19 protein-coding genes are annotated in these 26,175 nt (G+C 73.7%); 4 read left to right on the top strand and 15 right to left on the bottom strand.

What is annotated here, in order from left to right; all coding sequences use genetic code 11:
* Positions 1-42: 42 nt before the first annotated feature.
* Positions 43-849 (top strand): SMP-30/gluconolactonase/LRE family protein, encoded by an 807-nt coding sequence (locus ACWCYY_RS00905; RefSeq protein ID WP_449794685.1) that lies wholly within the window; start codon positions 43-45, stop codon positions 847-849.
* On the opposite strand, the gene ACWCYY_RS00900 is transcribed toward ACWCYY_RS00905, so the two are convergent.
* The 4 genes from ACWCYY_RS00900 to ACWCYY_RS00885 form a co-directional block, all read right to left on the bottom strand.
* Positions 846-1,658, bottom strand: coding sequence for a hypothetical protein (locus tag ACWCYY_RS00900; protein WP_449794684.1), 813 nt, complete (start codon positions 1,656-1,658; stop codon positions 846-848). The genes ACWCYY_RS00905 and ACWCYY_RS00900 overlap by 4 nt on opposite strands.
* Positions 1,655-2,149 (bottom strand): SigE family RNA polymerase sigma factor, encoded by a 495-nt coding sequence (locus ACWCYY_RS00895; RefSeq protein ID WP_345286528.1) that lies wholly within the window; start codon positions 2,147-2,149, stop codon positions 1,655-1,657. The genes ACWCYY_RS00900 and ACWCYY_RS00895 overlap by 4 nt, the downstream gene beginning before the upstream one ends.
* Before the next feature lie 34 nt (positions 2,150-2,183).
* Entirely contained in the window at positions 2,184-2,810 is a 627-nt protein-coding gene (locus ACWCYY_RS00890; protein ID WP_345286530.1) for a Pr6Pr family membrane protein, read from the bottom strand.
* Positions 2,811-2,910: 100 nt separating this feature from the next.
* Positions 2,911-3,714, bottom strand: coding sequence for an SDR family NAD(P)-dependent oxidoreductase (locus tag ACWCYY_RS00885; RefSeq protein ID WP_449794683.1), 804 nt, complete (start codon positions 3,712-3,714; stop codon positions 2,911-2,913).
* A 131-nt stretch (positions 3,715-3,845) separates the two neighbouring features.
* On the opposite strand from ACWCYY_RS00885, the gene ACWCYY_RS00880 reads away from it, so the two are divergent.
* Positions 3,846-4,463 carry a TetR/AcrR family transcriptional regulator gene (locus ACWCYY_RS00880; protein ID WP_345286534.1) on the top strand — a complete coding sequence of 206 codons (618 nt, stop codon included), beginning with the start codon at positions 3,846-3,848 and terminating at the stop codon, positions 4,461-4,463.
* 35 nt (positions 4,464-4,498) lie between these two features.
* Here the strand turns inward: ACWCYY_RS00880 and ACWCYY_RS00875 are convergent, their stop codons facing one another.
* The 4 genes from ACWCYY_RS00875 to aspT (ACWCYY_RS00860) all read right to left on the bottom strand — a co-directional run bounded on the left by ACWCYY_RS00875 (position 4,499) and on the right by aspT (ACWCYY_RS00860) (position 10,526).
* Positions 4,499-5,362, bottom strand: coding sequence for a universal stress protein (locus ACWCYY_RS00875; RefSeq protein WP_345286535.1), 864 nt, complete (start codon positions 5,360-5,362; stop codon positions 4,499-4,501).
* A 106-nt stretch (positions 5,363-5,468) separates the two neighbouring features.
* Complete coding sequence (locus ACWCYY_RS00870; RefSeq protein WP_449794682.1) at positions 5,469-7,118, bottom strand: bifunctional aspartate transaminase/aspartate 4-decarboxylase; 1,650 nt, start codon at positions 7,116-7,118, stop codon at positions 5,469-5,471.
* Positions 7,119-7,129: 11 nt separating this feature from the next.
* Complete coding sequence (gene aspT, locus ACWCYY_RS00865) at positions 7,130-8,830, bottom strand: aspartate-alanine antiporter (RefSeq protein WP_345286539.1); 1,701 nt, start codon at positions 8,828-8,830, stop codon at positions 7,130-7,132.
* Positions 8,831-8,852: 22 nt separating this feature from the next.
* Positions 8,853-10,526 carry an aspartate-alanine antiporter gene (gene aspT / locus ACWCYY_RS00860; RefSeq protein WP_449794681.1) on the bottom strand — a complete coding sequence of 558 codons (1,674 nt, stop codon included), beginning with the start codon at positions 10,524-10,526 and terminating at the stop codon, positions 8,853-8,855.
* 201 nt (positions 10,527-10,727) lie between these two features.
* Between aspT (ACWCYY_RS00860) and ACWCYY_RS00855 the strand changes: the two genes are divergently transcribed.
* A complete protein-coding gene (locus ACWCYY_RS00855; RefSeq protein ID WP_449794680.1) occupies positions 10,728-12,881 on the top strand; it encodes an MMPL family transporter in 2,154 nt (717 codons plus the stop codon).
* Between the two features lie 372 nt (positions 12,882-13,253).
* On the opposite strand, the gene ACWCYY_RS00850 is transcribed toward ACWCYY_RS00855, so the two are convergent.
* The 4 genes from ACWCYY_RS00850 to ACWCYY_RS00835 all read right to left on the bottom strand — a co-directional run bounded on the left by ACWCYY_RS00850 (position 13,254) and on the right by ACWCYY_RS00835 (position 23,036).
* A complete protein-coding gene (locus tag ACWCYY_RS00850) occupies positions 13,254-14,633 on the bottom strand; it encodes a M1 family metallopeptidase (RefSeq protein WP_449794679.1) in 1,380 nt (459 codons plus the stop codon).
* 31 nt (positions 14,634-14,664) lie between these two features.
* Positions 14,665-18,543 (bottom strand): Pls/PosA family non-ribosomal peptide synthetase, encoded by a 3,879-nt coding sequence (locus tag ACWCYY_RS00845; protein ID WP_449794678.1) that lies wholly within the window; start codon positions 18,541-18,543, stop codon positions 14,665-14,667.
* A 242-nt stretch (positions 18,544-18,785) separates the two neighbouring features.
* Positions 18,786-22,457 (bottom strand): BTAD domain-containing putative transcriptional regulator, encoded by a 3,672-nt coding sequence (locus ACWCYY_RS00840; protein ID WP_449794677.1) that lies wholly within the window; start codon positions 22,455-22,457, stop codon positions 18,786-18,788.
* 36 nt (positions 22,458-22,493) lie between these two features.
* The gene (locus ACWCYY_RS00835; RefSeq protein WP_449794676.1) at positions 22,494-23,036 is read right to left on the bottom strand and encodes a group III truncated hemoglobin; all 543 of its coding nucleotides are present in this window, start codon (positions 23,034-23,036) and stop codon (positions 22,494-22,496) included.
* 80 nt (positions 23,037-23,116) lie between these two features.
* Here ACWCYY_RS00835 and ACWCYY_RS00830 point away from each other — a divergent pair, with 80 nt between their 5' ends.
* Complete coding sequence (locus tag ACWCYY_RS00830; RefSeq protein ID WP_380150514.1) at positions 23,117-24,106, top strand: aldo/keto reductase; 990 nt, start codon at positions 23,117-23,119, stop codon at positions 24,104-24,106.
* 55 nt (positions 24,107-24,161) lie between these two features.
* On the opposite strand, the gene ACWCYY_RS00825 is transcribed toward ACWCYY_RS00830, so the two are convergent.
* From ACWCYY_RS00825 to ACWCYY_RS00815, 3 genes are all read right to left on the bottom strand, one after another.
* Positions 24,162-24,818: a winged helix-turn-helix domain-containing protein gene (locus ACWCYY_RS00825; protein WP_380150515.1), complete on the bottom strand. Its 657-nt coding sequence runs from the start codon at positions 24,816-24,818 to the stop codon at positions 24,162-24,164.
* A 395-nt stretch (positions 24,819-25,213) separates the two neighbouring features.
* Positions 25,214-25,813 carry a GTP-binding protein gene (locus ACWCYY_RS00820; RefSeq protein ID WP_449794675.1) on the bottom strand — a complete coding sequence of 200 codons (600 nt, stop codon included), beginning with the start codon at positions 25,811-25,813 and terminating at the stop codon, positions 25,214-25,216.
* Positions 25,794-26,171: a DUF742 domain-containing protein gene (locus ACWCYY_RS00815; RefSeq protein ID WP_345283229.1), complete on the bottom strand. Its 378-nt coding sequence runs from the start codon at positions 26,169-26,171 to the stop codon at positions 25,794-25,796. Before ACWCYY_RS00815 ends, ACWCYY_RS00820 begins: the two co-directional genes overlap by 20 nt.
* Positions 26,172-26,175 lie beyond the last annotated feature (4 nt).

The raw sequence follows: 26,175 nt of genomic DNA, 5'->3' as shown, positions 1-26,175 counted from the left end.
CACCGGTGCGGGGCGGCACCCCGCGCTCCCGAGGAGACCTCCATGCGTGCCGAACCCGCCGACAGCCACCGGCTCACCCTGGGCGAGGGCCCGCGCTGGGACGCCGACGCACAGCGGCTGTACTGGCTGGGCATCCCCGACCACGAGATCCGCTGGCTCGACCCGGCCACCGGCCGCACCGACGGCCTGCGCCTGGACGTCACCCCCGGCTGCCTGGCCCCGGCCGGCCCGGACCGCCTGCTGCTGGCCACCGAGCGCGGCTTCGAGACCCTCGACCTGGCCACCGGCACCCCGGAGTTGACCACCCCCGTGGAGGCCGAGGACGCCGGCCGCCGGATGAACGACGGCGCCGTCGACCCGTTCGGCCGGATGGTGGCCGGGACCATGCAGCGCGCCGAGCCTCGCACCGACGGACGGCTCTACCGCCGCGAGTCGGACGGCACCGTCCGGCAGCTGCTCGGCGGCCTGGCCATCCCCAACGGCCTCGGCTGGCCGGAGCCGGACCGCTTCTGGCACATCGACAGCCCGAGCCACCGGGCCACCCTGTACGAGTACCCCGAGCACGGCCCGCTCGGCGCCACCGTCCGCACCCTGGACCTGTCGCAGTACCAGGGCGAGCCCGACGGCCTGGCCCTGGACCCGGAGGGCAACCTCTGGATCGCCTTCTGGGGCGGCCACGCCGTGCACTGCTTCTCCCCCACCGGCACCCTGCTGGCCACCGTCGAGGTCCCCGTCCCCCGCGCCACCGCCTGCGCCTTCGACGACGCGGGCACCCTCTGGATCACCACCGCCACCACGGCCGACCACCCGGACTCCGGGCGGCTGTTCCGGGCGGACGGCGTCCGCTAGGGGTTCGCCGGCGGGGTCGGGCGGTCCGGTCGCTGGGTCAGGGTCAGGGCCACCTGGTGCCAGAGCGGGTCGACGGCCAGTTCGGTCAGCTGCGGGCCCGTCAGCAGCGGGGCGTTGGGGTGGACCCCGGGGCCCTCGCCGGGGCCGGGGATGTTCCCGGAGCTGACGGTCACCATGGTGCCGTCGGGGCGGCGCACGGTGGCCCGCCAGTCCTGCTCGCCGCCCGCGGCCGGCGCGGGCAGGTAGAGCTGCAGCTGCGCGCCGCCGGGCAGGTCGGTGTCGGTGCAGTTCGCCATCGCGCAGGGGGCCGCACGGAGCGGACCGGTGGTCGGACGGCTGACGTCGACCCGGAGGTTGCCGGTGGCGGTGCCGGCCCGGAGCTGGAAGCCGACGTACTTCTGGTAGGACGACTGCTGCGGCACCCACGGGGTGCCGGTACTCAACCCGGCCGGGATCCGGGTGCGGAGCGCCTCCAGCAGCTCCGGCCCCGTGGTCGGCAGCGGTGCCGGGGAGCTCGCGGCCGGGCTCGGCGTCGCCACCGCGCTCGGCGACACCGCCGGGAGCGCCGGGAGGCCCGGCCCGGTCGCCGCCGGGGCCGGCAGCAGGGCGACCGCCACGGTGAGCGCCGCACCGACGCCGACCGCCGCCGCGGCCACCCGGGTGGCGGTGCGCAGCCGGCGGCCGCGGCGGCCCCGGTGCAGCAGCTCGGCCACCGGGACCGGCCCGCTGACCTCCTGACGGGCCGCCAGTTCCCGCAGGCCCTCGGCCACCCGTTCCTCGACCACCCGCTCCTCATCGTGCACGCTCATCGGGTGGCCTCCTGGTGATCCCGCAGGGTGGTCCGCAGCCGGGCCATCGCCCGGGCGTTCTGGCTCTTCACGGTGCCGACCGAACAGCCCAGCGCGGCGGCGGTGTCCTTCTCCGACAGGTCCTCGACGTGGCGCAGCACCACCACCGTCCGTTGGCCCTCGGGCAGTTCGAGCAGCGCCCGGCGAAGCTCCTCGGTCTCCTCCGGGGGCCGCACCGGGGCGGCGGCGTCCGGGGGCGCGTCGGTGAGCAGTTCGCGGCGCCGGCGGCGCCACCAACTGACGTTGCCGTTCACCAGCATCCGCCGCAGGTAGGCGTGCGGGTCGTCGGTGGCGGCGCGGCGCCAGCGGACGTACAGCTTGACCAGGCAGTCCTGGAGCAGCTCCTCGGCGCGGTGCCGGTCGCCGGTGATCAGCGTCGCGGTGCGCAGGTGCCGGTGCCAGGCGGCCTCGACGAATGCCGCGTAGGCGGCGTCCTCGGATTCTCGACTCACGACGGACAGACGCGGTGGGGCCGGTGAAAGGTTGTCAGCTCGTACGACCGGATCGCGCGCGGGCGCCGAGCCGGTTGCCGATCACCACCAGCAGGGCACCGATCCCCAGGAACGCGACCGTGATCATCGCCGAGGCGACCGCGACCCGGGCGTAGCCGCCGTGGCGGCCGGGGTCGAGGAAGGGGTACGGGTACCAGTCGGTGATGCGGCCGCGGATCAGCGTGTAGGGCAGGTAGAGCAGCGGGAAGAGCAGCCAGCGCAGGGCGCGGTGGTACTCGATCGGGCGGCGCGGCGGGGCGGCCAGCCAGTCGGCCAGGACCACCAGCGGCATGATGCGGTGCAGCACGTCGTTGACCCAAGGCAGGGTGAGGCCGAGGCCCAGGCCCTGGAGGGCGACCAGGTAGACCAGGCCGGTGATGGTCAGGTAGAGCGTGGCGGCCCCGCGCAGCAGGTCGGGCACCGGCCTCCCCCCGCGCAGTCCACGCACGCCGCCTACCAGGAACACCGCCGCCCCCAGCACGTTGCTGAGGATGGTGAAGTAGCTGAAGAAGTTGCCGACGGAACCGCCCTGGACGCCCAGCCGGTACAGCTGGAAACCCAGGGCGGTGACCGTCAGCAGGCCGAAGGCCAACCGCAGTCCGTTGAGCACCCGCTCCGGCACGGGGCACCGCCTCTCGCTCGGGACGGTTCTCATCATCACGGGCGTGACGGTGGATCGGGCGGCAGCCCGAGCCGGTGTGTCGGGTGCTCCGCCGGCCGGGTCAGGCGTGGGTGCCGCCGTCCACCCGGACCTCGGTACCGGTGACGAAGGCGCCGTCGTCGGAGGCCAGCATGGCGATCACGCCGGCCACCGTCTCGGGCCCGGCGAAGTTGTACGCGTTGCCGGACTGCAGTGCGGGGGTGAGCTTGGCGTAGAGCGACATGTCGGCGTCGGCGGGCAGGCCGGGGCCGCGGTTCTGACCGCTGCTGCCCGAGGCGTCGGTCATGCCGCTGCTGATCGAGCCGGGGGCGACCGAGACGGCGCGCAGGCCCTGCTTGGCGTACTCGACGGCGATGGCGTGGGTGAAGGACTGCACCCCGCCCTTGCTGGCGGCGTAGGCGGACATGTACGGGTGGGCGAAGGTGGCCGAGGTGGAGCTGAAGTTGACCACCACGCCGCGGCCGGAGGCCAGCAGCTCGGGCAGCGCCTCACGGGTCATCAGGAAGGTGCCGGTGAGGTTGACCCGCAGCACCGTGTTCCACAGGTCGAGGCCGGTGCGGTCGGTGTGCTCGGAGCGCAGGATGCCGGCCGCGTTGACCAGCACGTCGAGGCCGCCCAGCAGGCCGGTGGCCCGGGCGACACCCTCGATGACGGAGGCCTCGTCGCCGATGTCCACGGTGAGCGTGGTGAGGCGGTCGGCGGTGCCGTCGGCCTCGGCCAGCTCGCGGGTGGCGGCCAGGCCGGGCTCGGCGATGTCGGCGCCGACCACGATGCCGCCCTCGGCCAGGACGCGGCGAACGGTGGCCTGGCCGATGCCCGAACCGGCGCCGGTGATCAGTACGCGGCGGCCGTCGAAGCGGTTCATGGTGCTCTCCTGCGGGGTTGTGCCGGATCTCGGACTTCGACTTCACGGTACGCCTGGATGGCACGTTGTGCCAATAACGCACTCCATGCCATTTCGGCCGGTCGTGCACGGTGACCGACTAGACTCGGAGGGTGTCCGACCACCGCCCTTCCCTCACCGAGCGCCGCAAGGCCGCCACCCAGCAGGAGATCGCCCTCGCGGCCGCCCGGCTGTTCGCCGAGCACGGCGCGGCCGGCTGCACCGCCGAGGCCATCGCCCGGGCGGCCGGGGTCTCGCTGCGCACCTTCTACCGCTACTTCCGCACCAAGGAGGACGCCGTCGCCCCGCTGCTGGCCGGCGGCGTCCGGCACTGGATCAGCGAACTGGCCCTGAGTCCGCCGGAGTTGACGCTCCCCCAGGCGCTGGAACGGTCCGCCCGGCAAGCCATGGCGCCCTCCCCCGAGTTCCCGCCCGAGGTGCTCGGCTGGGTCCGCGGCCTGCTCCGCCAGGCCCCGGCCGAGCCCGACCTGCTGGCGGTCTGGCACCGCGTCCACCACGAGTCGGAACTCGCCCTGGTCCCCGTCCTGACCACCCTGGCGGCGCCCGGCACCGACCCGCTCGAACTACGCCTGGCGGCCGCCGCCGCCAACACCGCCATGCGGGTCGCCACCGAGACCTGGGCCGCCGAGGACACCCCGCCCGAGCAGGCCGCCGAACTGGCCGCCCGCTGCGTCCGCGAACTGACCGCCGGACTGCGGCTCTGGTCCTGAGGCCCTGTTGCCGGGGTTCCGTTCCTGAGGCCCCGTCACACCGGCACGATCGCCACCGGGCAGTGGGCGTGGTGCAGGACGGCGTGCGCGGCCGTGCTCAAGCGCAGGCCCAGCCGCGGGGCCGGGGCGTGACGGGGCATCACCACCAGGGCGGCCTCCGCGGAGGCGTCCACCAGGGTGGCGGCCGCAGGGCCGGAGAAGTCCTCGGCCTCCAGGTCGAGCCCGGGGAACTCGGTGCGGACCGGGTCCACCGTGCGGTGCAGCAGCTGGCGGTGCAGGTCGGACTCCTCGCCGAGCTCGTCCAGCATCGGGGCGGCGTTGGTCACGTCGGCCACCACCGGGGACCAGACGTGCAGCACCCGGAGCGGGAGCCCGGCCAGCTCCGCCTCCCGGGCGGCGAACCGGACCGCCTCGGCGTCCCGCTCCTCGCGGACCGCGACCAACACCTGGTGCCCGTCCCCCGCGCGGCCCCGGACCACCACCACGGGGCAGCCGGCGTGCGCGCAGACCCGCAGGCTGACCGAGCCGAGCAGCAGCGAGGCGAAGCCGCCGTGGCCCCGGGTGCCGACCACGGCCAGCTCGGCGTGCTCGGCGGCGGTCACCACGGCGGCGGCCGGGTCCTTGGGCACCACGTCGCCGGTCGGCCGCAGCGACGGATGGGCGGCGCCCAGCTCGGCGAGCGCCAGGTCCAGCACCTCCTGCCCGTTCTTCAGGATCAGGTCGGTGAGGGCGGCGCCGGAGCGGGGCGGGACGGTGATGGTGCCGGTCTCGACCGCGTGCACCAGGTGCAGCGAGCACTGCCGCCGCTCCGCCTCCAGGGCCGCCCACTCCGCGGCGGCCGCGGCGTGCGCCGAGCCGTCCACCCCGACCACCACGCCCGCTGGGGGTCTGATCTCCATGGCCGCCTCCGGAGGGGTCCGCTGCCCCTGCCTCCAGCATGCGCCCCGAGCGCGCGAGGAGCCCCCGCCGTCGGGACGGCGGGGGCTCCTCGGAGCGGTGCGGCGGTCAGGCCTTGGACTGCTCCCACTCGGTGCGGTAGTCGAGGAAGATCTGCCGCAGGTGGTGGCCGATCTTCAGGTAGTCGAGGTCGTCGAGGTTGGCGAGGGAGACCCGGACAGACCACTCGGGGCCGTCGAAGCCGCCGCCGTTGAGGAGGACGACGCCGGTCTGCTCGGCGAGACGGAAGAGCGGCTCGGTGGGCTCGTAGTTCTTCAGCAGGAACTCGGCGAACTCCGGCCCGGCCACCCGCTCGGCCTCCGCCTGGAGGTCCAACTCGATGTAGTAACCCGCCCGTTGGGGGTCGTCCGCGATCTTCATCTCGGAACCCTCCAGCAGCAGGGCGAGGCGCTGGTGCACGATCGCCTGGACCTTGGCCTTGTAGGCCTGCCCCTCGGGGAGCAGGTCGAAGAGCGAGAAGAGCGTCATCTGCACCTGCTGCGGCAGCGAGAGCCCGGCGGTGTGGTTGAGCGCCACCTGCCGGGAGTCGGCGACCAGGCGGTCGATGAAGCGGATCTTCTCCGGCTCCAGGGTGAGGGTGCCGTACCGCTTGGCGAGCCGGGCCTTCTCCTCGGCCGGGAGCTTCGCCAGCATCTCGTCGATGACGTTGTCCCGGTGCAGGCCGATCACGCCAAGGCGGTGGCCGGTGCAGCCGTAGTGCTTGGAGTAGGAGTACACCAGCAGGGAGTTGCGCGGCAGGTCGGCGGCGATGGTGCGGAAGCCGTTGACGAAGGTGCCGTAGACGTCGTCGGTGACGATCAGCAGGTTGGGGTTCTTGGTCGCGACGATCTGCTTGATCTGGTCGGCGACCCGCTGGGAGAGCGCCAGCGACGGCGGGTTGGAGGGGTTGACCAGGCAGACCAGCTTGACCGACGGGTCCTCCAGCTTGGCCACCTCCTCGGTCGGGTAGCGCCAGCCGCGCACCCCGGTCTCGGCGAAGTTCGAGGCCGAGACCTTGACCACGTCGAAGTCGAAGGTGTCGAGTTCGGCGATCTCGATGTAGGGGGTGAAGACCGGGACCATCAAGGCGATCTTGTCGCCCTTCTTGAGGATCCCGTTCTTCATCAGCGAGTCGAAGATGTAGCACATCGCGGCCGTGCCGCCCTCGGTGGCGAACAGGTCGAGCTGGTCGGCCGGCTGCTTGTTCTGCATCAGCTCCTGGTGCAGGTAGCCGCGGACGATCTGCTCGGCGTTGACCAGCATCCGGTCCGGCACCGGGTAGTTGTCACCGACCTGGGAGTCGGCCAGCTCGTGGATGAACTCCTCCCGGTCCAGGCCGAAGCGGTCCACGGCCAGGCCGATCGAGGCGGTGAGCATCTCGATGCCGGGCAGTTCGGGGTGCGAGCGGGCGAAGCGGTCGTAGCGCTCGGCGATCCCGTGCTTCTCCGGCATCCCGCCGAGGTTGTCGGCGGTCCACACCCGGCGGCTCTCGGAGAGCGCGAAGTGACCGAGCGCCAGGTACGCCTCGCGCGGGCCGGTGGCGATCCAGTTCGGGTTGCCACGGCCCGCGTTGAGCATGTGCGAGGTGGACTTGTCCTTCTGGCCCGGCTGGTCGGCCTGGTACGCCTGGGCGAGCCGGATGAACTCGCCCTTCAGCTCGAACGGGCTCAGCTTGGACAGCCGCTGGATCTCCTCGCGGCTGATCGAAGGCTTGCTCACGTGACTCTCTCCTAGCCGAGCAGGGCGACGATGATGGCGCCCCAGATGGTCAGCAGGACGTTGCCTGCCGCGTACGGGATGGTGTAACCGAGCGTCGGGATCTGGGACTTGGACTCTTCGTTGATGGCGCCGATGGCGGCCGTGGTGGTCTGCGCACCGGCCACCACGCCCATCAGGATCGGGGTGCGGATCTTGAAGACGAAGTGGCCGACCAGGACGCCGACGATCAGCGGGATCACGGTGGCCACCGCGCCCCAGACCAGCAGGCCCCAACCCGCCTGGGAGAGACCGCTGCTGAAGCTCGGCCCGGCGTTGATGCCGACGATGGCGACGAAGGCGCACAGGCCGAAGGTGTCCATGAACCACTGGGCGCCGGGCGGCACGTTGCCGTAGGTGGGGTAGCGGCCGCGGATCCAGCCGAAGACCAGACCCATGATCAGGGCACCGCCGGAGGTGGAGAGCGAGATCGGCACGCCGCCGGCGGTGAGCGCCGGGATGCCGATGCAGCCGCCGAGGAAGATGCCCAGGCCGACCCAGATCATGTCGGTGGCGAAGCTGGTCGGCACCGGCTTGCCGATCGCCGCGGTGGCCGGGTCGACCAGCCGCTTGGGGCCGGTGAGCACCAGGGTGTCGCCGCGCTCCAGCTCGGTGGAGAGCCGGTACGGGAACTCCGAGCCGGACCGGTAGATCCTGTCCACGAAGACGCCGACCATGAAGGGCTCGCGGCGCAGCTGGGCGACGGTCTTGCCGAGGTGCTCCTTGTTGGCGGCAACCACGTGCAGGTGCTCGGTCTGGTAGCTGAGCAGGCCCGCGTCGTCCGTCTCCGGGCCGATGTGCCGGACGGGGTCGAAGTCGACGAGGTCGTGCCGGAGCGCGGAGACCGCGATCGAGTCGCCCTGCTGGATGACGGTCTGCTGGGTGTGGTCGAGGATCTCGCCGTCCCGCCGCACCCGGGTGATGTAGATCCGGCGGCCCTGCTCCTTCTGCTGGGCCTCGATGTCGTCGATGGTCCGGCCCACCAGGCCGTTCCCGGCGACGGTGAAGGCGCGCAGCACGACCTCGTAGTAGCCCTCGGCCAGGTCGGGGTTGGACTCGGGGGCGTCCAGCTCGATGGCCAGCTGCCGGGAGTCCTCGGCCAGGTTGCTCTTCAGCAGCCGGGGCGCGATGTTGGCCAGCAGCACCGCGCACAGGATGGTGCCGAGCGGGTAGGTGACGGCGTAACCGACCGGCACCAGGTTCTGCTCGGCGGTGATCTGGTCCGGCGTCAGGCCCTGGATGTTGGCGATGGCGTCCTGGGCGACGCCGATCACCGCGGACTGGGTGAGCGCGCCGCCCAGCAGGCCGGCGCCCAGGCCCGGGCCGTAGCCGAGCATCTCGTCGAAGGCCCAGCAGACCAGCAGGCCGGTGACGCAGACCACCACCGCCACCGAGACCTGCGGCAGGCCGTCCTTCTTCAGCCCGCGGAAGAACTGCGGGCCGACCTTGTAGCCCAGCGCGAACAGGAACATGATGAAGAACACCGACTTCACCGTGCCGTTCACGCTGACCTCGGTCACCCAGCCGGTGAACAGCCCGGCGATCAGACAGCCCGTCACGGCGCCCAGCCCGATGGCCTTGTAGCGGATCTTGCCGACCAGGAAGCCGATGGCGATGGTCAGGAAGATCAGCAGCTCTGGGTACGGTTTGAAGACGTGGTCGGTGATCCAGTCCATCGTGGTCCCTCGCGCTCCTTCGTCAGAGGCCGATGATGCCGACCAGCACGGGGCCGGTGAGCGGTAGCAGGAAGTTCGAGATGGTGTAGGTGATCGTGTAGCCGAGCATCGGCACGCTGCTCTGCGCGACGTTGCTCACCGCCGTGATCGCGGGGGTGGAGCACTGTTGGCCGGCGATGGCGCCGATCAGGATCGGCTTCTCGATCTTCAGCAGCTTGCGGCCGACGAAGAACGACAGGAAGGCCGGGATCAGCACCATCAGGATCCCGGCGGCCGGGAGCAGCACCGGGTACTGCTTGAGCAGCGGCCCGGCGTCCGGGCCGGCCGCCATGCCGGTGACGGCGATGAAGATGGCCAGGCCCAGGTCCTTGGCGGTCTGCGCGGCCACCGGCGGGTAGGCGCCGAAGGTCGGGCGCTGGGCCCGCAGCCAGCCGAAGAACAGGCCGGCGATCAGGCAGCCGCCACCGGTGCCGAGGGCGAGATTGACGTCCCCGGCGTGGATGGTGATCATGCCCAGCAGCACGCCCAGGCAGATGCCGAGGCTGATGTAGATGTAGTCGGCGGTGTCCTGACGGACCGTCGCGCCGACCTTGGCGGCGAACTTCTCCACCTTGGCGCGGGCGCCGACCACGGTCAGGGTGTCACCCTGGTGCAGCTCGGTCTCGCCGACGGCCGGCAGGTTGTGGTCGACCCGCTGGACGCTGGTGAGGAACACTCCGCCGACCGCCTCCGGCTCGGCGGCACGGAGCTGGTTGACGGTCCGTCCGTTCAGCTCCTTGCGGGTGACCACCACGTCCCGGACGGCCAGCGGACTGTCCAGGCCGGGCACCCCGGAGGTCTCCGGGCCGAGCTCGTGCCCGGCGTCCATCACGGCCTCCCGGGTGCCGACCACCAGGACCCGGTCCCCGCGCTTCAGCAGCAGGCCGGGCTCGACGGTCAGCACCTGGTCGCCGCGCTTGACGCCCTCGATCGAGACCAGCTGCCGCTCGGCCGCCTCGAAGTCGCCGACCTTGCTGCCCTCGCCCTGCGAGACCAGGTAGGTGCGGCCGACCAGGGCCGGCAGCGCGGCCTGCTCCCCGGCCTCCAGCCCGGCGTCGCCGCCGCGCATCCGCTCCCAGATCTCGCGGCTGGCGTCGGCCAGGTTGATCCGCATCAGCATCGGGAAGATCTGGCTGGTCAGCATGACGATGGTGACGAGGCCGAAGAGGTAGCAGACCGAGTACGCGGTGGCCACGTGCGCCTGCAGCTCCTGGGACTGGTCCGGGGTGATCCCGGTCAGCTTGGAGATGGCCTCCTGCGCGGTGCCGACCACGGCGGACTCGGTCGCGGCCCCGGCCAGGATGCCGGAGGCGGTGCCCACGTCCAGGTCGAAGCCGGTGGCGAAGCCGATCGCCATCAGGATGACCACGCCCGCCTCCAGCACCGAGAGCACGCCGAAGCGCAGGCCCTTGGCGTTGAGGTTGGCGACGAACTGCGGGCCGGCCATGTAGCCGAGCGAGAAGATGAAGAGCGCGAAGGCCACGTTCTTCACGTCGGCGTTGACGGAGACCTTCTGGGCGCCGATCAGCATCGAGACGATCAGGGTGCCGCAGATCCCGCCGAGCTGGATCGGGCCGACCCTCAGCTTGCCGATCAGGTAGCCGAGGGCCAGGCAGGCGAAGAGCGCGAGGACGGCGTTCTCCCGGAGCAGGCTCAACTCCGGCACCCCCGTTCTGACGGGGGTTCAGACCAAGGTCGGATCATGAGAGCGATTAGATCCTAATTGTCAGCTTATGTCCGTTCCTGACACTCCGTTCGGACCAGTCGCTTGGAGGACGGCCACGAACCACCCCAAGTGAGCTCCAAGTCGCGCGCCCCAGGCTGGCCCTGACCGATACTCCGCCGGAAGGCAACCGCGATGTCCTCACTCCTCGGCCGCCTCGGCGGCTCCGCCGCCGCCAGGCCCTGGCGCACCCTGCTCGGCTGGCTCCTCCTGCTGGCCCTCGCCCTCACCCTGGCCGGCACCCTCGGCGGCGAGCCGCGCGAGGACTACCGGGTGCCCGGCACCCGCTCCACCGCCGGCGCCGACCTGCTGCGCGAACGCTTCCCCGAGCTCTCCGGCGCCGGCGCCCGGGTGGTCGTCCACGACCGGGGCGGGCAGCGGATATCCGAGCAGCCGCTGGCCGAGCTGCGCGGACGGCTGGCCGCCCTCCCGCACGCCGCCTCGGCCGCGGCCCCGGTGGTCTCCGGCGACGGCGCCACCGCCCTGATCCAGGTCGACTACTCCGTCCCCGTCACCGACTTCAAGGGCTCCGAGGGGCTGGACGCGCTGCGCTCCGCCGCCGCGCCCACCGAGGCCGCCGGGCTCCAGGTCGCCTTCGGCGGCCAGCTGCCGGAGAACTTCTCCGCCCCCGACGGCACCGCCGAGATGGTCGGCGTGATCGCCGCCCTGATCATCCTGGTGGTGGCCCTGGGCACCCTGGTCTCTGCCGGGTTGCCGCTGCTGGTCGCCCTCGCGGGGCTCGGCCTCGGCACCGCGCTCACCACCCTGCTGGCCGCCGTCACCGACATCAGCGCCACCGCCCCGACCGTGGCCACCATGGTCGGCCTGGGCGTCGGCATCGACTACGCGCTGCTCCTGGTGAGCCGTCACGTCGAGGGCCTGCGCCGCGGCCTGACGCCCCGCGAGGCCGCCGCCGAGGCCGCCGCCACCGCCGGCTCCTCGGTGGTGATCGCGGGCGCCACCGTCCTGGTCTCCCTGCTCGGCCTGCGCCTCGCCGGGCTCTCCGTCTACTCCTCCTTCGGCTACGCCACCCTCGTGGTGGTCGGCGCCGTGATGCTGGCCTCGCTCACCCTCGTGCCGGCCCTGTGCGCGATGGCCGGGCCGCGGCTGCTGCGCAAGGCCGAACGGCTCGGCTGGCAGCCCGGCACCGTGACCGCACCCCGCACCGGCTCGACGGAGCCCACCCGCACCGAACGCTGGGCCCGGCTGATCGGCCGCCGCCCGCTGACCGGCGCGCTGGCCTCGCTGGTCGTCCTGCTCGCACTGGCCGCGCCGGTGCTCGGCATGCGCACCTGGCCGCAGGACGCCGGCAGCCAGGCCGCCGACCACACCACCCGCCAGGCCTACGACCTGACCGCCGCCGCCTTCGGCCCCGGAGCCAACGGCCCGCTGGTCATAGCCGTCGACCTGCGCACCCTGCCCTCCGCCGAACTCCCCGCCCTGACCGGCACGTTGTCCTCCACCCCGGGCGTCGCCGCCGTCACCCCGGCGGTGGTCAACCGGGCCGGGGACGCCGCCGTCCTCACCGTGCAGCCGACCACCGGACCGCAGGACGTCAAGACCAAGGAACTCCTCGACCGCCTGCGCGGCGGCGTCCTTCCCGCCGGGGCCGAGGCCACCGGCGTGGTCGCCTCCTTCGCCGACATCTCCGACCGGCTGGCCTCGCGGCTCTGGGTGGTGGTGCCCTTCGTGGTGGCCCTCTCGCTGATCCTGCTCACCCTGCTGTTCCGCGCCCCGGTCCTGGCGGTCAAGGCCGCCGCGATGAACCTGCTCTCGGTGGCCGCCGCCTACGGCGTCACCACCGCCGTCTTCCAGACCGACCTCGGCGCCGAGCTGCTCGGGCTGCCGCACGCGGTGCCGGTCTCCAGCTGGGTGCCGATCCTGATGTTCACCGTGCTGTTCGGGCTCTCGATGGACTACGAGGTCTTCCTGCTGGCCCGCGTCCGCGAGGACTGGCTGGTCACCAAGGACCCGCACGGCAGCGTGGTCCGCGGCCTCTCCGCCACCGGCCGGGTCATCACCAGCGCCGCCGCCATCATGGTCGCCGTCTTCATCGGCTTCGCCCTCGACCCGGACGTCACCGTCAAGATGATGGGCGTCGGCATGGCCGCCGCCGTCCTCGTCGACGCCACCGTCGTCCGCCTCGTCCTGGTCCCCGCCACCATGACCCTCCTCGGCCGCGCCAACTGGTGGCTCCCCCGCTGGCTCGACCGCCTCCTCCCCCAACTCAACATCGAGCACGGCACCGACCAGCCCGCCCCCACCCCCCGCGAGCCCGTCACCGTCTGACCGAGCGTCAGCCCGACCCTCCGGAACGGCGGCCGGGTGGGTCGGTGGACCGTGGTGGAGAGCACCGGCTCACCGTCGCTCGCGGCGAACGCGATGTAGGTCGTGCAGGGCCTGCCCGAACGGTGGTAACCGCCAAGCGTAACGAACATTCCGGGTTCGGCGTCGTCGAGGTGCGCAAGCTTCCAGGTGCCGGTGAAGGGCCCGGATCAGACTCCCTGCCGAACAGCACCAGGGAGGGGGCAACGACGGCGACGGCAACCGCCGGTGTCGCGCGGTGCCGGGGCAATCTCACTGAGCCCCTCTCGGTGACCGCAAGGTCCCGCCCGGCCGTCGCGGCCGGGCGGGACCTCACGTCGTCGGTGCGTCGGTCCGCTACACCTGCGGCGGGTGTGCCGGCCGCGGGGGCGGGAGGGCGGGCAGGGGCGGGAGTTCGGGGCGGCGGAGCCAGGTGTCGAAGAGGGTGTCGAGGGGGGTTGCCGCGTAGCGGTCGGCGTGGGCCAGGAAGTCGGTGGTGGAGACGACGCCGTGGCGGTTCAGGACGGCCCAGTCCTGGACGAGGCGGAAGAAGGGCTGGTCGCCGACGGCGGCGCGCAGGGCGTGCAGGACGAGGCCGCCGCGTTGGTAGAGGCGGTCGTCGAACATGAGGCGGCGGCCGGGGTCGCCGAGGACCAGGTCCTGGGGTTGGCCGGCGAGGAGGGCGTGGGCGGAGGCGGCGTGGGCGGCGGCGCTGCGGCCGCCGGAGTGCTCGGCCCAGAGCCACTCGGCGTACTTGGCGAAGCCCTCGTTCAGCCAGATGTGGCGCCAGTCGGCGATGGTGACGCTGTTGCCGAACCACTGGTGGGCCAGCTCGTGGGCGACCAGGCGCTCGGAGCCGCGCTGCCCGCCGAGGTGGTTGCGGCCGAAGGTGGCCAGGCCCTGGGCCTCGACCGGGACGTCGAGTTCCTCGTCGGCGACCACCACCGCGTACTCGCCGAAGGGGTAGGGGCCGAAGAGCTCCTCGAAGAGGTGCATCATCCGGGTCTGGCGCCCGAAGTCGGTGCCGAACTCGGGCAGCAGCCGCGGCGGCAGGTACGCGGTCTGCGGGACCGAGCGGCGGGTCTCGCCCGGGTCGCCGCCCTCCACCAGCCGGACCGTCTCGTAGAGGCCGACCGAGACCGAGACCAGGTAGCTGGAGGTCGGGGCGGCCTGCTCGTAGACCCAGGTGGTGGAGGAGGAGCGGCTGGTGCGGGCCAGCAGCCGGCCCGTCGCCACCACGGTGAAGGGGGAGGCGGTGGTGATCGAGATCAGGTAGCTCGCCTTGTCGGCGGGCCGGTCGTTGCACGGGTACCAGGAGGAGGCGCCGATGGGCTGGCTGGCCACCAGGGCGCCCTCCTCCAGCTCCTCCCAGCCGAGCCCGCCCCAGGGGCTGCGCACGGGCTTGGGGTTGCCGGTGTAGTGCACCTCGACGGTGAACGCGGCTCCGGCCGCCGGCGCCTTGGCCGGGCGGATGCGGAGCTTGCCGCCCCGGTGGGTGTAGCGGGCGGCCTTGCCGTCCACCAGCACCCGGCCGATCCGGAAGTCGGCCAGGTCGAGCGCGAACTCGGCCAGTGCCGAGCCGCCGGCCACCGCGAGGATCCGGGCCGAGCCGCCGAGGCGGTTCGGCCCGGGCCGGTAGTCGAGCGTCAGCTCGTAGCGGTGCACCCGGTAGCGCGGGTCCCCGTGCTCAGGGAAGTACGGGTCGACACCGGTGGCCGGCGCCTGCTTGGGACTCAACGCTTCGTACGCTCCTGCTCCAGACGGACCGTCAGGACTGCCAGGCCTCGATCGGATTGCCCAGCCAGCGGGTGTCCGCCGGCACCGACTCGGCCCGCATCACGAGCGAGGCCGGGCCCAGGGTGCTGCGCGCGCCCACCGAGCTGCCGGGCAGCACGATGCCGCCCGGGCCCAGGGTGGCCCCCTCGTGGAGGACCACAGTATCCATGCGCATGATCCGGTCGTGGAAGAGGTGGGTCTGCACCACGCAGCCGCGGTTGATGGTGGCCCCGTCCCCGAGGGTGACCAGGTCGGCCTCGGGCAGCCAGTAGCTCTCGCACCAGACGCCGCGGCCGACCTTGGCACCGAGCGAGCGCAGCCAGAGGTTGAGCACCGGGGTGCCGGGGACGGCGCCGACCAGCCAGGGCACGGCGAGCACCTCGACGAAGGTGTCGGCCAGCTCGTTGCGCCAGACGAAGCCGCTCCAGAGCGGGTGCTCGACCGCCTTGAAGCGGCCGACCAGCAGCCACTTGGCGGCCGCCGAGACGGCGCAGGCCAGTAGGCCGGCGCCGATCAGCACCGGGCCGGAGAGCAGTGCGACGGCCCAGAGCGGCAGCGCCCCGGCCAGTCCGGCCAGCGCGGCCAGCACCAGCACCAGCAGGCCGGTGGAGGCGACCACGGGGACGAAGCGGCAGACCTCGACCAGGCCGCGGGCCCAGAGCAGGCGGGCCGGCGGGTCGTAGGTGAGGCTCTGGTCGGCCTGGTCGGCCGAGCGGGGCAGCCTGACCGGCGGCATGCCCAGGTAGGAGCTGCCCTTCTTGGCCTTCTTCGGGGTGGCCGAGAGCACGCCGACCAGGCCCCGGTCGGGGACCGCGCGGCCGGGGGCGGTCATCCCGGAGTTGCCGAGGAAGGCGCGCTTGCCGATCTCGGCCTGGCCGATCTTCAGCCAGCCGCCGCCGAGCTCGTACGGGGCGATCAGGGTGTCGTCGGCGAGGAAGGCGCCGTCGCCGACGGTGGTCAGGCTGGGCAGGGCGAGCACGGTGGAGACCTCGGCCCGGGCGCCGATGCTCATGCCGAGCGCGCGCAGCCAGACCGGGGTGATCAGCCCGGCGTAGAGCGGGAAGAAGATCTCCCGCGCCTGGTCCATCAGCTGACTGACCGTCCAGGCCTGCCAGGCGATCCGGCCGTGCAGCGGGTGGACGCCCGGCTCCAGCCCGATCGAGAGCAGGCGGACGGCGGCCAGCAGCAGCCCGGCGTGCACCAGGCCGTAGGCCAGGGTGGCCGGGACGAGGGCGAGCAGGGCGCCGGTGAGCGCGTCCTGGAGGCCGTCGCCGGGGTGGACGAACTGACCCGTCACCAGCAGCGCGGCGGCCAGCGGGAGGACGGGGAGCAGGGTGAGGCCGAGGCCGCTGATCCCGTACAGGGCGGACCAGAGCGGCTTGCGCGGCGGGCGCTGCTTGGGCCAGTTGCGCTCGGCCTTGCCGAGCTTGACGGCGGGTGCGCCGGCCCAGCGCTGGCCGGTGGGGACCTGGCCGGTGACGCCGGAGCCGGGGGCGACCTGGGCGCCCTTGCCGACCTTGGCGCCGGGCAACAGGGTCGAGCGGGTGCCGACCACGGCGCCGGCGCCGACCTTGACGGCGCCGATCTCCAGCCGGTCGCCGTCCAGCCAGTGACCGGAGAGGTCGACCTCGGCCTCGACGGCGGCGCCGCGGCCGAGCTTGAGCAGGCCGGTGACGGGCGGCAGCGAGTGCAGGTCGACGTCCTCGCCGATCTTGGCACCGAGCGCCCGGCCGTAGCGGACCAGCCAGGAGCCGGAGAGCGAGGTGGCGCCGCTGACCTCGGCGAGGCGTTCGGCGGTCCACAGCCGCAGGTGCACCGAGCCGCCGCGCGGGTAGCGGCCGGGGCCGACGCCGCGCAGCAGCAGCCGGGCGCCGCCGGCCGCGAGGGCGAGGCGGCCGGGCGGGCTGAACAGCAGGACGGCGGCCGCGCCGATCAGCCACCAGGAGGCGGTGGGCGCCCACGGGTAGTCGCCGAACCAGGCCAGGACGTTGCCCAGCGCCAGCAGGCCGGTCGCCCAGCGCAGGCCGGTGAGGGTGAACAGCGGGACCAGTAGCAGGAGTTGGAGCAGCTTGGCGCGGGCCGGGACGGGCGCGATCTCGCGCTGCTTCCCGTCGCCCTGGCCGCTCTGCTCCAGGTGGCGGGCGAGCTTGCGCAGGGTCGGGTACTGGTAGAGGTCGACCACGGCCACCGAGGGGTAGCGCTCGCGCAGCAGGGTGGTCAGCCGGGCGGCGGCCAGGCTGCCGCCGCCGATGGCGAAGAAGTCCTCCCGGGCGCTGCCGACCGGTACGCCGAGGATCTCCTCCCACTGCTCGGCGAGCCAGGCCTCGGTGCCGTACAACTGCTCGACGGGGCCCGCCGGTTCGAGGTCGGCCAGCGGCCAGGGCAGCGCGTTGCGGTCCACCTTGCCGGAGGTCCGGGTGGGGAGGGAGTCGACGGGGGCGAGCAACGGGACCAGGGCGGCCGGGAGTTCGGCCCGCAGGCGCTCCACGGCGGCCGCCCGGTCGAAGCCCTCCTGGGTGACCAGGTAGCCGACCAGCAGCTGGTTGCCGCCCTTGGCGGTGCGCACGGCGGCGGCCGCGCCGGCCACCCCGGGCAGCGCCTGGAGCGCCGCGTCCACCTCGCCGAGCTCGATCCGGCGGCCGCCGAGCTTGATCTGCTCGTCGCCGCGCCCGAGGAAGAGCAGGCCCTCGGGCTCGGCCTGCACCACGTCGCCGGAGCGGTAGGCGCGCTCCCAGCCGAGCGACTCCAGCGGCGCGTACTTCTCCGCGTCCTTGGCCGGGTCCAGGTAGCGGGCCAGGCCGACGCCGCCGATCACCAGCTCACCGGTCTCGCCCATCTTCACGGGCTGTCCGTCGGGGCCGACCACCACCAGGTCCCAGCCCTGGAGCGGCAGGCCGATCCTGACCGGGCCCTCGCCGTCCAGCAGCGCGGCGCAGGCCACCACGGTGGCCTCGGTCGGACCGTAGGTGTTCCACACCTCGCGGCCCTCGGTGACCAGGCGCTGCACCAGCTCGGGCGGGCAGGCCTCACCCCCGAAGATCAGCAGCCGCACTTCGTTCAGCGCCTCGGCCGGCCAGAGCGCGGCCAGGGTCGGGACGGTGGAGACCACGGTGATCTCCTGCTCGGCCAGCCAGGGGCCGAGGTCCGCGCCGCCGCGCACCTGGGAGCGGGGCACCGGCACCAGGCAGGCGCCGTGCCGCCAGGCCAGCCACATCTCCTCGCAGGAGGCGTCGAAGGCGACCGAGAGCCCGGCCATCACCCGGTCGCCGGGGCCGATCGGCTCCTCCTGGAGGAAGAGCGCGGCCTCGGCGTCCACGAAGGCGGCCGCGTTGAGGTGGGTGACGGCGACGCCCTTGGGCTTGCCGGTGGAGCCGGAGGTGAAGATGATCCAGGCGTCATCGCCGGTGGCGGGCACCTCGCCGGTGCGGCCGCCGGGCTGACGGCCCGTCAGGGCCAGCGCGCGGCCCGCGCCGAGCACGCCGACCGCCTCCGCCTCGCCGAAGACCAGCTCGGCCCGCTCGTCCGGGTCCTCGGCGTCCACCGGGACGTAGGCGGCACCGGCAGCGAGCACGCCGAGGATGGAGACGTAGAGGTCGTTGCTGCCGGAGGGCACCCGGATGCCGACCCGGTCGCCGCGGCCGATCCCGGCGGCGGCCAGCCGGCGCCGCACGGACTCGATCTCGGCGCCCAGCGCGCGGTAGGTCAGGACGGCGCCGCCGTCGTCGAGCGCGGGCTCGTTGGGGTGCGCGCGGGTGGTCGCCGCCAGCACGTCGAGCAGGGTGCGCGGCTCGGGGACCGGCCCCGCCACGTACCGGGCGGTGGGCCCGGTCCCCTCATCCTGCGGTGTCGTCACCTGTGTCAGCACGGCCATGTGACACGATGCTAATGCGTCATGGTGACGGCGCCCGTCGAGTGGATCACCTCCGGGCTCCGTGCGTCCCCGATCGGACGCACCGTCAGTACGCACCCGATCGATGCCTCCCACCTGCGGGATCCGGCCCTCCGCAGCCCGCCGGAGCGACCCCGGGGGCGTGCCCGGGCCCTGTGGCGGACGGCACATCCGGTTGTCCGGGAGTTCCTGCCGAGTTCGTCCGTCGTTCATGCTGCGGCCGGTCAGCGCGCCAGGGAGGCCCCCTGCCGCGGCAGCCGGGCGATCAGTTCCTCGGCCTCCCGGCGGTGCGCGGCCGCCTGTTCGGGTTCGTCCAGGTAGGTGGCGAGCTCGGCGAGGGTGAGCGAGACCGGGCGCAGCGCGATGGAGGTGGAGGCGGCCCCGGCCACCATGCCGCGGTGCGGCAGCAGGTCGGCGTAGACCCCGGCCGCCTCCTCCCGCTCGTCCAGGGCCATCACGGCGAGCGCCCGCAGGGTGAGGAAGAAGGAGCGGTAGTAGTCCGGCGGGATCGGCAGCCGTTCGACCCGGGTGGCCCGCACCTCCTCCACCGGGCGGCCCGCCTGCAGCAGGGCCAGTGCCCGGATGTCCTCCACCAGCGGGCCGTAGAGCTCGGCGCCGCGCTCGATCAGCGGCAACTCCTCGACCAGCATGCCGCGTTGGAAGGCCCGAGTGAGCCGGTAGAGCGCGTCGAAGCCCTCCGCGTGGATCGAGTCCCGGGAGTACAGGCCCGCGATGGCGGCCTGGAAGCGGGCGTCGGCCTCCTCTTCCCGGCCCTCGATCAGCGCCAGCATGCCGAGCTGGCAGCGGCCCACGTCCACCAGTTCGGGGAGGTGGTAGGCCTCGGCGATCCGCAGCCCCGCGAGGGCGTGCTCACGCACCCCGGCGAAGTCGCTGCGGACGGCGGCCGCGGTGCACCACAGGTGCTCGGCCAGCCAGCGGTAGGCGGGCAGGTCGTGTTCGGTGGCGAGCGCGGACAGCTCGACGGCGATCGAGGTGCGCAGCTCGATCTGCAGCTCGTAGTCGTGCACCCGGGCCTGGGCGGCCAGGGCGTGCGCCAGCAGCACCGGATCGCCCTCCCGGCGGGCGATCGCCACCGCCTCGGCGGCCGCCGCCCAACCCTCCGGGCTGCCGGAGCAGTCGAGCTCGTAGGAGAGCGCGTCGAGCAGGTGGCAGCGGGTGGCGGGTGGCAGGTCGGGGCGGGCGAGGAGCGCGTTCAGGGCCTCGACGGCGGCGTGGTCGACCGTGCCGTAGGCGTGCGCCACCCACGGGGTCGGCTCGGTCCAGGAGGTCCAGGCGGCGACGGAGAGCTCGAACCGTCCGCTCTCCCGCGCCTGCTGGATGGCGGAGGCCCGGGTGGCCAGCGCGGCCCGGATCGCCCCCGCCCGCACCTGGGCCCGCAGCAGCGCGCCGAGCAGCTCGATCCGGCGGGCCTGATGGTCCACCAGCTCGGCGGGGACGAGGTCGAGCAGCTCGACGGCCTGGCGGAGCAGGGCGGCGCAGGTCTCGTGGGCGTAGCGGCGCTCGGCCGCCTCGGCGGCGCGGACGGCGTACTCCACCGCCAGGTGGGCGGTCGCCGGGCTCGCGGAGTGGGCGAAGTGGTGGGCGAGGGCCGAGAGTTGGGTGGGGCGGCGGGTGCGGAGGGCTTCGGCGACCCGGCCGTGCAGGCGGGAGCGGCGCAGGCGGGTGAGGTCGCTGTAGAGGGTGTCGCGGACCAGCGCGTGGGTGAACCGGACCACGCCGGGGCCGGGTTCGGTCAGCAGTCCTCCGCCCAGGGCGGTCTCCAGGGCGGCGTGCAGGCCGTCCTCGTCGCCCTGGGTCCGGTGCGGGGCGGTGAGTGGCCCGTACTGCGGGATGTCGCTCACCGCGTGCTGACGTACGGTCTGCGGCTCGTGCTGGGCGACGGCCGCCAGCAGGACGTCCACCTCCGCCTCCCGGCCCACCACCGCCGCGAGCCGGAGCACCTCCAGGGTCTCCGGCGGCAGCCGGTCGAAGCGGCGGCGCAGTACGTCCCCGACGCCCTGCGGCACCTCGGTGACGGCGACCAGCGCCCCCTCGGCGGCCAGCAGGCGGGCGCTCTCCCGGAGGTAGAACGGGTTGCCGCCCGTGCGTTCGGCCAGCGCGGCCACCGTCTCCGGTCGGACCGGGGCCGCGCAGACCGCCTCCACCAGCCGCCCGGCCTCGGCCGGGGCCAGCCCGCCCAGCGGGAGTCGGCGCGGCGAGAGGCGGGCCAACTGGCCCAGCGTCTCGGTGAGTTCGCCCTCCCCCGGGCGGTGGGCCAGGATCAGCAGCAGTCCGGGGACGGCCGGGCCGGTGGCCAGTTCGCCGAGCAGCGCCCTGGTCTCCCGGTCGGCGGCGTGCAGGTCGTCCAGGACCAGCGCCACCGGGCGGGTGGCGGTGGCGGCCCGCAGCCAGTCGGCCACCGCGCGGTGCAGCCGGAACCGCCCGGCGAGGGCGTCCTCCGGGCCCGGCGCGGCTGACGGCCCCTCGGTCTCCAGCAGCGGCGCCAGCAGACCGGCGAACGCCGGGCCCGGGGCACTGGCGGCCGCCAGCGCCCGCAGCGCCTCCGTCCATGCCCAGGCCGCCGGCGCCCCCTCCGTCTCGGGACACCGCCCGGCCGCCACCAGCCATCCGTCGGAGGCCAGTTCGACCCGCAGGCGGTGCAGCAGCGTGCTCTTCCCGGCCCCCGCCTCACCGCTGACCAGCACCACCCCGCTGCCGCCCCCGGCCACCTGGGCCGCCGTCCCGCGCACGGTGCGCAGCTCGTCCTCCCGCCCGACGAACACCTCGGGACCACCCGAACCGGGCGAGAAGGGGAGCCGGACCGCGCCGACGCCTCCGACCGTCTCCGGCGCCACCTGGGGCCCGGCGTCCCGGCGGACGGAGGCAGCGGAGCCGGGCAGGCCCGTGGCCGGTCGGTCGGCCAGGGGTGCGACGGCGGTCGCGAAGCCGGTACCGACCGTTCGCGGGAGCGGGACGCCGTCGGCCACGGTCTCCCGGCCCGCCCCGCCACCGCTCCGCACGCCGCCGGGCCGGGCACCGTCGCCGGAGCCTGGCGTCCCACCTCCGTCGGCCGAACCACCTTCCCCCGTCGGTCCGTTGAGTCGGACCCGGCCTCTGGCTCGCGGCGGCAGCAGCTCGGTGTGCTGGTGCAGGACGGCCGACTCCAGGTCGGCCAGGGCCGGGCTCGGGTCGAGGCCGAGCTCCTCGCCGAGGAGGGTACGGGCGCGCCGCAGGGCGTCCAGTGCCTCCGCCTGCCGGTGCCCGGCCCAGAGGGCGAGGGCCAGCAGCCGCCAGCCCTCCTCCCGGTACGGGTGCTCCTCGGTGAGCGCCAGCGCCTGCGGCACGGCCACCGCCGAGTCCCCTCGCTCCAACTCCAGCTCGATCAGCAACTCCCGTGCCGAGAGCCGTAGTTCACCGAGTCGCGCGACCTCCCCGAGGGCCCACGGCCGGTCCGCGAACTCCCCGTACGCCTCTCCGCTCCACAGCCCCAGCCCCTCCCGGGCCGGGCCGGGGCGCCGCAGCTCGCGGGCCCGGACCAGCAACCGTTCGAAGTCCCGGGCATCCAGCGCCCCACTGCTGCGCGGCAGCCGCAGCGCGTACCCGGGGCCCTCACTGACCAGCAGTCGGGCCGCCTCGCGCGGCCCGCGCCCGGGCTCCAGCAGCCGCCGCAGATTGGACACGTACGCCTGCAGGGAGGCACTCGCCTTGGCCGGCGGACGCCCCTGCCACAGACCCTCCACCAAGCGGTCGGCGGGCACCACGGCCCCGTCCACGACCAGCAGTTGCCCCAGCACGGCACGCTGGTGCGGACCGCCCAGCCGAGCCGGCCGCCCGTCCACCTCGGCCCCGAGCGCCCCCAGCACCCGGACCCGCACCGCCCCCGCGTTCCGCTCCATCGCCCGAGCTTAACCCGCCCTGACGTAGGGTCCCGATCAGCCCCGGAGGCCCGCCGACGCCTCGTCGGCGAACGGTTCCGACCGTTCGTGCCGGACCGGTGCGGAGTCGGTCGGCACCGATGCGGAGCCGGTCGATCCCGCCCCGCTGCGCAGCAGCACCGCGCTGAGCGGGACGAAGCCGCCCGACCCGCCCGTCGCGGGGTCCTCGCCGGAGAGACGCCTGAGCAGGGCGACCGCGATCCGCTGGCCCTGGGCCTTGGCCCGCTCCGCGCGCGGGCCGGCGTACAGGCCGTCGACGGTGGCCTGCCAGAGCTGGACCCAGCGGCCGAAGTGTTCGCCGGTCAGCGGCTGTTGGGCGTGCAGGACGGCGTGCGGTTCGAAGACGTCGCGGCGGTACTCGGCGGTCCGGAGCAGGGCCCGCTCCCAGAAGTCGGCGATGTGCGGGAGGTGCCGCTCCAGCCGGGTGCCGGCCAGCGCGGTGAAGTACGGGCCGATCAGCGGGTCGGCGAAGGCCGCGCCGTAGAAGCGGCGGAGCAGCAGCTCCAGATCGGCGCGGTCCCGGATGTCGGTGCGGTCCACGCCGCAAGGCTATGCCGGGGCCGCGGAACGCGGCAGGGTAATAGGTCCCGCCCACCGACCTGAGCTGGCAGGATGCTGCCATGACCTACCTCCCCGCCGCTGACCGCTACTCCTCGATGACCTACCGCCGGGCCGGACGGAGCGGGGTGCTGCTCCCCGCCGTGTCGCTCGGCCTCTGGCACAACTTCGGCGACACCCAGCCGCTGGAGGTGCAGCGCGCGGTGCTGCGCCGCGCCTTCGACCGGGGCGTCACCCACTTCGACCTGGCGAACAACTACGGCCCGCCGTACGGCAGCGCCGAGAAGAACTTCGGGACGCTGTACGCGCAGGACTTCCGCCCGTACCGGGACGAGCTGTTCATCGCCTCCAAGGCCGGGTACGACATGTGGCCCGGCCCGTACGGGGACGGCGGCAGCCGGAAGTACCTGCTGGCCAGCCTGGACCAGTCGCTGGGCCGGATGGGCCTGGACTACGTGGACGTCTTCTACTCGCACCGCTACGACCCCACCACTCCGCTGGAGGAGACCATGGGGGCGCTGGACACGGCGGTGCGCTCCGGTCGGGCGCTGTACGCGGCGATCTCCAACTACCCGGCGGAGCAGCACCGGGAGGCGGTGGCGATCCTGCGCGAGCTGGGCACTCCGGTGCTGCTGAACCAGGCCCGGTACTCGATCCTGGACCGGGGCGTGGAGGACGGCGTGCTGGAGGCCGTCGGCGAGACGCAGACCAGCCTGATCGCCTACTCCCCGCTGGCCCAGGGCCTGCTGACGGACCGCTACCTCTCCGGCGAGGTGCCGGTGGGCTCGCGGATGTCGGTCGGGCACTTCCTCAAGGAGGAGGCGCTGACCGGGGCGAAGCTGGAGCAGCTGCGCGCGCTGGCCAAGGTGGCCGAGCGGCGCGGGCAGTCGCTGGCCCAGCTGGCGCTGAGCTGGGTGCTGCGGGACGAGCGGGTCTGCTCGGTGATCATCGGGGCCAGCAGCGTGGCCCAACTCGACCAGAACCTGGACGCGTTGGCGGCCGGGCCGCTCACCGCCGAGGAGCTGGCGGAGATCGACGCGCTGACCCGCTGAGCGGAAGGAGGCGGTGCCGCCCGGGGAAGCAGCCCCCGGGCGGCACCGCCCCGGATCAGGACGCCGGGGTGTACTTGTAGCCGACCCGGCGGACGGTGACGATGCTGTCGCGGTGCGCCGCGCCGAGCTTGCGGCGCAGCCGGGCGACGTGGACGTCCACGGTGCGGCCGTCGCCGACGTGGCCGTAGCCCCAGACCGCGGTGACCAGGTGGTCGCGCGTGTGCACCCGCTGCGGGTGGGCGGTGAGGTGGGCGAGCAGCTCGAACTCGAGGTAGGTGAGGTCGAGCAGGCGCCCGTCGACGTGGGCGCTGCGGCGCTCGGCGTCCACCACGATGCCGCGGCCCGGGCGGGCCGACGGGGCGGTGGCGGACGGGGTGGTCGCGGACGGGACGGCGGCCGGGACGGCGGCGAGCTGGGCGGCGGGCGCGGGCTCCCCGGCCGGCACCAGCACCAGGTAGCCGACCAGCGGGTGGCCGGCCGTCTCGACGCCGGGGAACTGGGCGCCGTACTGGGCCAACAGGCCCTGCGGGATGGCGGACTGGGGCAGGGCCGCCACCACGGTGGCGCCCTCGGGCAGCGCGGTGAGCAGCTGCTGGGTGGGCGCCGGGACGGCGGCCACGTGGCGGCGCTCGGCGGGCGAGGTGACGGAGCGCAGGGCCCGCAGGTGCGGGGTGGCGGAGGGGGCGGTCAGGGTGGCGGTGGAGGAAGACATGGTGTGCCGCTTTCGCGTGTGACGGAATGGGTGGTGGTCGCACGGGCGGGCCGGCTGTGCACGTTCAGCCGAGAAAGAAAGTCGGTGCCGCCAAGCTGGGGGCGCACGGAAGGGACCGTTCACCTGGAGGCGGCACCGGGCTTCGAACGACGTGCGGTCGGGCCCGGGGTCAGCGACAACAGGCGCTGGAACACAGCGCCTGGTCGATGTACCGACGCATGGTCAGGACCGGGATCACCGGCGCGGGTTGCTTCACCGCGCAGTACTGCACTGCTGCCATGCTCTGGTACCTCCCCCCGGGAACGCCGCGACGAACTGTCCGCATGAGCGTTCCATGCGGACCGCCCCGGCGGCAAGCCGGTTGACACAAAACGTCCACTCCGTGGGACGAATTCTCAAGGTGTGGGATAGCGCCGCTCCAGGGCGTGCTCGGCCAGCCGGACGAGCAGCTCCTTGCCGTCCTCCCGGCGCCGCGCGTCGCAGAGCAGCACCGGCACCCCGGGGTCCAGGTCGAGCGCTTCGCGGACGTCCCCGGGGGCGTAGACCTCGGTGCCCTCGAAGCAGTTCACCGCCACCACGAAGGGGATGCCGCGCCGCTCGAAGAAGTCCACCGAGGGGAAGCAGTCGGCGAGGCGCCGGGTGTCGGCCAGCACCACGGCGCCGAGCGCGCCGTGCGCCAACTCGTCCCAGGCGAACCAGAACCGGTCCTGACCCGGGGTGCCGAAGAGGTACAGCGACAGCCCGGGGCGGAGGTCCAGGCGGCCGAAGTCCATCGCCACCGTGGTGGTCCGCTTGGCCTCCACCCCGGCGGTGTCGTCCACCCGCTCGCCGGCCGCGGTGAGCTGCTCCTCGGTGCGCAGCGGGCGGATCTCGCTCACCGCGCCGACCAGGGTGGTCTTGCCGGCCCCGAAGCCGCCGGCGACCAGGATCTTCACCGCCACCGAGCTCCACGGCGAAGCAGGGCCCAAGGGTCGGTCAGAGTGCACGGAGGCCATTGATCACGTCTCGCAGCAGACGCTCGTCCGGCAGCTGGGCGAGCGGAACGGGCCGGGTGACGGAGATCAGCCCGGAGTCGTGCAGATCGCCCAGCAGCACCCGGACCAGGCTCACCGGAAGGTCGGTGAACGAGCCCAACTCCGCGACGCTGAGCGGTTCGTCGCGGCAGAGGTCGAGGATCGCCCGGTGCTCCAGGTCCAGGTCGGACTCGCCCGACCCGTCCCGGTGCACGGCGGTGATCAGCGAGATGAGGTCGAACAACCCCTCCTCGGCGGGCCTGGTCCGCCCCCGGGTCATCGAGAACAGCCGGACCACCGGCCCGGCCTCGTCGTCGAACCACTGATCCTCGACGGTCATCTGA

Source organism: Kitasatospora sp. NPDC001664, assembly GCF_053596675.1.
Note: the sequence above shows the minus strand (reverse complement) of the source record. Positions and strands in the feature narration are given on the sequence as shown.